This is a genomic window from Anaerotruncus sp., assembly GCF_057433415.1.
This window is the reverse complement of the sequence record NZ_DBMDHH010000085.1, coordinates 1-7,048: the sequence shown is the minus strand read 5'-3', so window position 1 is coordinate 7,048 and position 7,048 is coordinate 1. Positions and strand designations below refer to the sequence as shown.

Below are 7,048 nucleotides of genomic sequence, written 5' to 3'. Positions count from 1 at the left end.
CGGGCGCAGCCCGGGCAGGCCGCCTAAGCCCCTCGTGCCCTTCTTTGGTTCCTTTCTTGGGCAAGCAAGAAAGGAACTCGCTGTCGGTCGACTACCGACAAACTCCGCCGCTCGCCGAGCGGCAAGTCCTAAGAAGAAGCCCCGCCGGGAAGCGGCAAAAAAGTCTACCTGCCGGTGGACCCGAACCCGCCTTCGCCGCGCGAGGTCTCGCCGAGCTCGGTGCACTCCGCGATCTCGGGGGTATGCACCGGCAGCAGCACGAGCTGGGCGATGCGGTCGCCCGGTTCGACGACGAAAGGCTCGTCGGTGTGGTTATAAAGCCCCACGATCACCTCGCCCCGGTAGTCGCTGTCGATCACGCCGACGCAGTTGGCGGGCACGATGCCGTGTTTGATGCCCAGCCCGCTGCGCGCGAAGACAAAGCCCGCGTAACCCGGCTCGATCGCCATGGCCAGGCCGGTCGGGATCTTGACCGTCCGGCGGGCGGGGATCGTCACCGGAGAGTCGAGGTCGGCGCAGAGGTCGTACCCCGCGCTGCCCGGCGTGGCGTTCGCGGGGATCCGCGCCGACGAGCGCAGGCGTTTGAGTTTCAGCATATGGCAGTCCTCCTATAGTACCGTCTTGTAGAGCAGCCCCCGCGTGAATTTCCCATGGAATTCCCCGCCGGAGCGGTAGGTTTCAAACAGTTTCCCGCACTCCTCCGGGCTCTCGGTGGAAAACCGCAGCTCGATAAAATCGAGGCCGCGCAGCTCCGGAAGCCGGTCCCCCATGAAGAGCGGGACGGGATTGAGGATTTCACTGCACCCGTAGGCGCAGCTCGTATAGAGGATCTCCCCCCGGCGGTCGGTCAGGAAGTTCTCCCCCTTCTTACAACGCGCGCAGCCCACGAACGACTTCACCGGGCAGTTGCGCACCGTCATGAGGGGCAGACGCCCGTAGGCGGTCAGTCCGAGCGGAACGGGGGATTGAATCCTTTTCGCCATGTCGAGCGTCGCCTCGAAGGAGAGCAGCAGGTCGCAAAGCCCCCAGCCGGCGAGCGTTTCGGCCGCGTAGGAGTTCATCGCGTTGAAAAACGGTTCCCCGTGCAGCATAAAGCCCGCCGCCCCGGCGATTTTTACCGCGCCGGGGTTTCCCACGGCCGCGTGGCGGATTCCCCTCTCCCGCAGCAGCGAGAGCTGCTTTTCCAGCGCCTCCCCTCCCGAAAAGAGGATGCGCGGCAGCCCGGCGCACAGCTTGTCCGCATACGCGGGCGCGCCGTTTTCACAGAGCTTCACAAGCTCGGGCACCGGCAGCGTGACGAGCTCCGCCCCCTCGAGCAGTTCGGGCGAAAGCTGCCGCGCGCTGTAGGCGCGCACCCGCAGCGCCGGGAGCGGCGCGGGCGCGTGTCCGCGCAGCGCGCCCGCCCTTGCGCGGTCGAAGGGGATGGCGCGGGTTTTTCCGCGCAGCCCGTCGAGCTTTCCGAGCGCCTCGCGGCGCAGGGCGTTGACCGCCGAGGCGGGCAGCATCAGCCCTTCCCCGATCTCGCAGGAGACGCTTCGGACATGGTAAGGGGTCCCGCCCGTCTTGGAGAGGCTCGCCGCCGCGCGCTCCGGATCGGTGGGGCGGTTGACCGCCGCCTGGGGGATCTCCCCCGCGGCTTCGGAAATGTTGCCGTCCCCGTCGGACACGACGAGACGCGCGGGCTCCCCCGCCTTCATCGTGAAGCGGAAATCCGCCTCCACCTTCTGCACCTGCTTGCGCGGGTCGGTGTAGAGGGTCTCCAGCCCGCCGAGCACCCCCGCCGCCGCGGTGACGTCCTCCTTCTGGCGGATGCCGAACATCTCCGCGCCGAGGCGCCCCTCGAAATAACCATCTGTAAATCCACTGCGCGAAAATACGGATTGTAGCGTTTCCAAGTCGACCGGTTCCCCCGCCAGCGCCTTGCGGCAGGCGGTGACTGCGGCCGCGACATATTCGGGGCGCTTCATCCGCCCCTCGATCTTGAGGGCGGACACGCCGAGCTCCCGAAGCTCCCCCGCCCGCCCGATGATGCTCATATCCTTTAAGGAGAGGGCATGTTCGCTGTTCCCCGCCTTGCAGGGCAGGCGGCAGGGCTGGGCGCAGAGGCCGCGGTTGCCGCTGCGCTGGCCGAGCACCGCGCTCATATAGCACTGGCCGGACACCGACATGCACAGCGCGCCGTGCACAAAGGTCTCCACCTCGAGGGAGGTCGAGCGGATGATCTCCCCGATCTCCTCCTTCGAGCACTCGCGGGCCAGCACGACGCGGGAAAAGCCCATCTCCTCGAGCATTTTGGCCCCCTCGGCGTTGTGCACCACCATCTGGGTGGAGCCGTGCAGCCGAAGCGACGGGGCGCACCTGCGCAGCAGCGCCGCCGCGCCCGCGTCCTGCACGATGACCGCGTCGACCCCCGCCGCGCAGGCGGCTTCGGCATCGGCCAAAAATTGTGGGATTTCATCCTCGCGCACGACGATATTGAGCGTCAGGTAGACCCTGACGCCCCGGATGTGGCAGCGGCGGACGGTGTCCGCCAGATGCTCCAGGGTAAAATTTTCGGCGCCGCGGCGGGCGTTGAACGCCCCGGCGCCGAGATAGACCGCGTCCGCCCCGCAGAGGACGGCCGCTTCAAGCGCCGCCGGGTTCCCGGCGGGCGCGAGCACCTCCGGCAGGCGGCTCATTTCACGTCCAGCTTGGTCTGGCCCTTCATCTCCTGCCCGTCGAGCTGGCGGCGCAGGTGGGCGTTCTCCCGCTTGACCTCGTCGAGCTCGATGCGCGCCTTGGCGGCGTCCTCGAGGTACTCCGAAATCTGGGTGCGCATGCGGTCGGCGTTCTCCTCGCTGCGCTTGTAGGCGTCGATATAGTTGATGGCGCAGAGCACCATCACGTCGTTGAAGGAGATGCTCGGGTTCTTCTCCAGAATCCCCTTGATCTGCTCGTCCAGCTCCTGCGCGAGCCCGAGCACGTATTCCTCCGGTTCCGACGTGGAGATCGTATAGTGCACGCCGTTGATCGTAATCCTGACGCGGTTGATGGTATTCATGGTCCGATAACCTCCCATACTTGCTGTTATCTTTCATATTATATCGCATTTCCCGCCGCGAATAAAGAGCCCGTACAAATTTTCCGAGTTTCTTTGGTTTTTCCACCCCTTTCTGGAGGTTTTTGCCGAATCCCGCGTTTTTACGCCCCATCGCTTGCATGGCGCGGCGTTTTAGGGTATAATGAAGTGTAATTATCCAGTTTTATACAAGGGTAAAGCGCCAGCGCGTCAAAGCGCTGCCGCGCCGCCTGATTGCCGCATAAAAGGCCGGCCCGCACCTGCCGCACCGAGTATTAGGAGGGTATCATGAACATCAGCAAGCACTACACCAAGGAGGTCCTCAAGGACCTCCTCCTGGACACCTTCAAGAGCGACATGCTCATCGAGCCGGAGCACGCCTCCGACGAGGTCTATTACGAGGCGCTCTGCCGCGTCACCCGCGAGATCCTCAGCGAAAAGTACAAGATCTTCAACGCCCACAACAACGCCCGCGCGGAGAAGAAGGTCTATTATCTCTGCATGGAGTTTTTGATGGGCCGCTCCCTCAAGAACAGCCTCTACAACCTCGGCATCCAGGACGCGATGACCGCCGCCCTCGAGGAGCTGGAGGTCGACATCGAAAAGATGTACGCGCTCGAGCCGGACGCGGGCCTCGGCAACGGCGGCCTGGGCCGCCTCGCCGCCTGCTACCTCGACGCGATGGCCACTGAGAACCTGCCCGCCATGGGCTACTCGATCCTCTACGAGTACGGCATCTTCAAGCAGCGGATCATCGACGGCTGGCAGACCGAGACGCCCGACTACTGGCTGCCGGGCGGCAGCGTCTGGCTCAAGAAGAAGCCCGACCGCACCGTGCCGATCAAGTTCGGCGGGCGCATCGAGGAGGGCTGGGAAGGCGGCCACCACTGGGTCAACCACGTCGACTACCAGACCGTCTACGCCGTCCCCCACGACATGTACGTCACCGGCTTCCAGAGCGAGGGCATCGCGGTGCTGCGCCTGTGGAAGGCGCAGAGCCCCGGCTTCGACATGGAGGCCTTCAACCGCGGCGACTACGTCAACTCGATGGGCGCCGCTTCCGCCTCCGAGGCGATCTCCAAGGTGCTCTACCCCAACGACAACCACGCCGAGGGCAAGATGCTGCGCCTCAAGCAGCAGTATTTCCTCACCGCCGCCTCGATCTCCGACATCGTGCGCCGGCACCTCTCCCTCTACGGCACGCTCGACAACTTCGGCGAAAAGAACGCCATCCAGATCAACGACACCCACCCCGCCCTCGCCATCCCCGAGCTGATGCGGGTGCTGCTCGACGACTGCGGCTACGAGTGGGAGCGCGCCTGGGACATCGTTGTGCGCACCTTCGCCTACACCAACCACACCGTCATGGCCGAGGCGCTCGAAAAGTGGAACGAGGACATCTTCCGCAACCTGCTGCCCCGCATCTACCAGATCGTCCAGGAGATCGACCGCCGCTTCTGCGCCGAGCTGCGCGACGTCTACCACTACGACCCCTACGACATCGACCGCATGCGGGTGGTCTACGACTTCCAGGTGCGCATGGCCAACCTCGCCGTCATCGCCTCCCACAGCGTCAACGGCGTCTCCAAGCTGCACTCCCAGATCCTCCGGGACAGCGTCTTCCGCGACTATTACCACCTCACCCCCTACAAGTTCAAGAACGTCACCAACGGCATCGCCTCCCGGCGCTGGCTCTACCAGTCCAACCCCGGGCTCACAAAGCTCCTCTGCGACACGATCGGCGACAGCTGGCTTACCGACATGTCCCACCTGAAACGCTTCGACAAGTTTTCCACCGACAAGGCGGTGCTCGAACGGCTCGCCGCCGTCAAGCGGGAAAACAAGGAGCGGCTTTCCAAATACGTGCTCGAGACCTCCGGCGTCGCGCTCGACCCCGACTCGGTCTTCGACGTGCAGGTCAAGCGCCTGCACGAGTATAAGCGGCAGCACCTGAACGCGCTGCACATCCTGAACGAGTACTTCTGGCTCAAGGACCATCCGAACGCCCCCTTCCTGCCCAAGACCTACATCTTCGGCGCCAAGGCGGCCCCCGGCTACTTCCTCGCCAAGCAGATCATCAAGTTCATCTGCACCCTGCGCGACGTGATCGAGGCGGACCCCGCGGTGCGCGGCAAGCTGCGCATCGTCTTCCTCGAAAACTACAGCGTCACCATCTCCGAGCTGCTCATGCCCGCCTCGGAGATCTCCGAGCAGATCTCCCTCGCCGGCACCGAGGCGAGCGGCACCGGCAACATGAAGCTCATGCTCAACGGCGCGATTACCCTCGGCACCCTCGACGGCGCGAACGTCGAGATCGGCGAACGGGTCGGCAAGGACAACATCCTCATCTTCGGCATGACCGCCGAGCGTGCCGCCGACCTCAAGGCCGCCGGCTACAACCCCGCCGAGTACTACAACCGCGACCAGCGCCTGCGCCGCGCGATCGACCTGCTCGCCTCCGGGCTGGCGGGCCAGCAGTTCCCCACCATCGCCAACTCCCTGCGCTACGACGACCCCTACATGGTGCTCGCCGACTTCGACGCCTACTGCGGCATCCAGCAGGAGGCCTCCCGCCTCTACCAGGATACCGCCAGGTGGCAGGAGATGTCGCTCCACAACATCGCGGCGTCCGGCTATTTCTGCGCCGACCGCGCGATCGAGGAGTACGCGCACGACATCTGGTCGCTCTGAGCGCCTTCCGCGCCCCCGCTTTCCATGTCATCCGGTCAGGCTGTCAAAAATTTTTTGGCAGCCTGATTCAATCTGTATCGGAGTTGATCTCGTGAGTACCTTTCTCTTCGACAGCCGCGACGACCGCTGCAAAACCCCCTTCGGGGCGGTCCCCACGGACGACGTCGTCACCTTCCGCGTCTTCCTGCCGATCTCCTACCAGCTGCGCGAGCCCGCGCTGCTCGTCTACAAGGCGGACCGCTGGGATTCCCCCGAGCGCATCCCCATGCACTACGAGGCGAGCGACGGGGTGAGCTGCTCCTACACCTGCATCTTCTATTCCCCCGACCCGCAGCTCTATTTCTACCTCTTCGAGGTCGCCGGGGTCAACGGAAAGATGCGCATCGCCCGCGACCAGGACGGCTTCGGCGTGCTGCTGCCGCAGGGCGGGGAGATGTGGCAGCTCACCGTCTACGACAAGGCGATGCGCGCGCCCGAATTCATGAAGAACGGCATCCTCTACCAGATATTCCCCGACCGCTTCTGCGCGTCGGGCGGGGCCAAGAGCGGCGTGCCCTCCGACCGGCGGCTCCACCGCGACTGGTACGAGCTGCCCGAATACCTGCCCGACCGTAACGGCGAGGTGACCAACTCCGACTACTTCGGCGGCGACCTGCGGGGCATCACCCAGAAGCTGACCTACCTCAAAAGCATGGGGGTGGGCACGATCTACCTGAACCCCATCTTCGAGGCGCACTCCAACCACCGCTACAACACCGCGGATTTCCTCCGGATCGACCCGCTGCTCGGCACCGAGGAGGACCTCCGGGAGCTGTGCGCCCGCGCGAAGGCGCTCGGCATCCGCGTCATCCTCGACGGCGTCTTCAACCACACCGGCGCGGACAGCGTCTACTTCAACAAAAAGCGCCGCTACGGGAACGGCGGGGCCTACAACGACCCCCAGAGCCCCTACCGGAGCTGGTATGAGTTCACCAACTACCCCAACGGCTACCAGAGCTGGTGGGGGTTCCAGGAGCTGCCCAACCTGAACGAGCGCGACCCCTCCTACGGCGAGTTCATCTGCGGCGAAAACGGGGTGCTGCGCAAATGGCTTGCGGACGGCATCTCGGGCTGGCGGCTCGACGTGGCGGACGAACTGCCCGACGAGTTTCTCGACCGGGTCGCCGCCTGCGTCAAGGGCGCCGACCCCGACGCCGCCGTCATCGGCGAGGTGTGGGAGGACGCCTCCACCAAGGTCGCCTACGGCATCCGCCGGCGCTATTTCCTCGGCGGGCAGCTCGACTCGGTCATGAACTACCC

General features: G+C 64.9%; 5 protein-coding genes. 2 read left to right on the top strand and 3 right to left on the bottom strand.

The window, feature by feature from the left end; translation table 11 throughout:
* Positions 1-164: 164 nt before the first annotated feature.
* From dut to ACZO3G_RS14155, 3 genes are read right to left on the bottom strand one after another with little or no spacing between them, the layout of a single operon-like run.
* Positions 165-596 (bottom strand): dUTP diphosphatase, encoded by a 432-nt coding sequence (gene dut / locus ACZO3G_RS14165; RefSeq protein ID WP_276873287.1) that lies wholly within the window; start codon positions 594-596, stop codon positions 165-167.
* 12 nt (positions 597-608) lie between these two features.
* Positions 609-2,678 (bottom strand): peptidase U32 family protein, encoded by a 2,070-nt coding sequence (locus ACZO3G_RS14160; protein ID WP_276873289.1) that lies wholly within the window; start codon positions 2,676-2,678, stop codon positions 609-611.
* Positions 2,675-3,040: a cell division protein ZapA gene (locus ACZO3G_RS14155; protein ID WP_158595720.1), complete on the bottom strand. Its 366-nt coding sequence runs from the start codon at positions 3,038-3,040 to the stop codon at positions 2,675-2,677. Before ACZO3G_RS14155 ends, ACZO3G_RS14160 begins: the two co-directional genes overlap by 4 nt.
* A 306-nt stretch (positions 3,041-3,346) precedes the next feature.
* Here ACZO3G_RS14155 and ACZO3G_RS14150 point away from each other — a divergent pair, with 306 nt between their 5' ends.
* Both ACZO3G_RS14150 and ACZO3G_RS14145 read left to right on the top strand, forming a co-directional pair.
* Complete coding sequence (locus ACZO3G_RS14150) at positions 3,347-5,749, top strand: glycogen/starch/alpha-glucan phosphorylase (RefSeq protein ID WP_101548607.1); 2,403 nt, start codon at positions 3,347-3,349, stop codon at positions 5,747-5,749.
* A gap of 91 nt (positions 5,750-5,840) precedes the next feature.
* Positions 5,841-7,048: glycoside hydrolase family 13 protein (locus ACZO3G_RS14145; RefSeq protein ID WP_486847353.1), on the top strand; the 1,208-nt coding region annotated here is incomplete at its 3' end.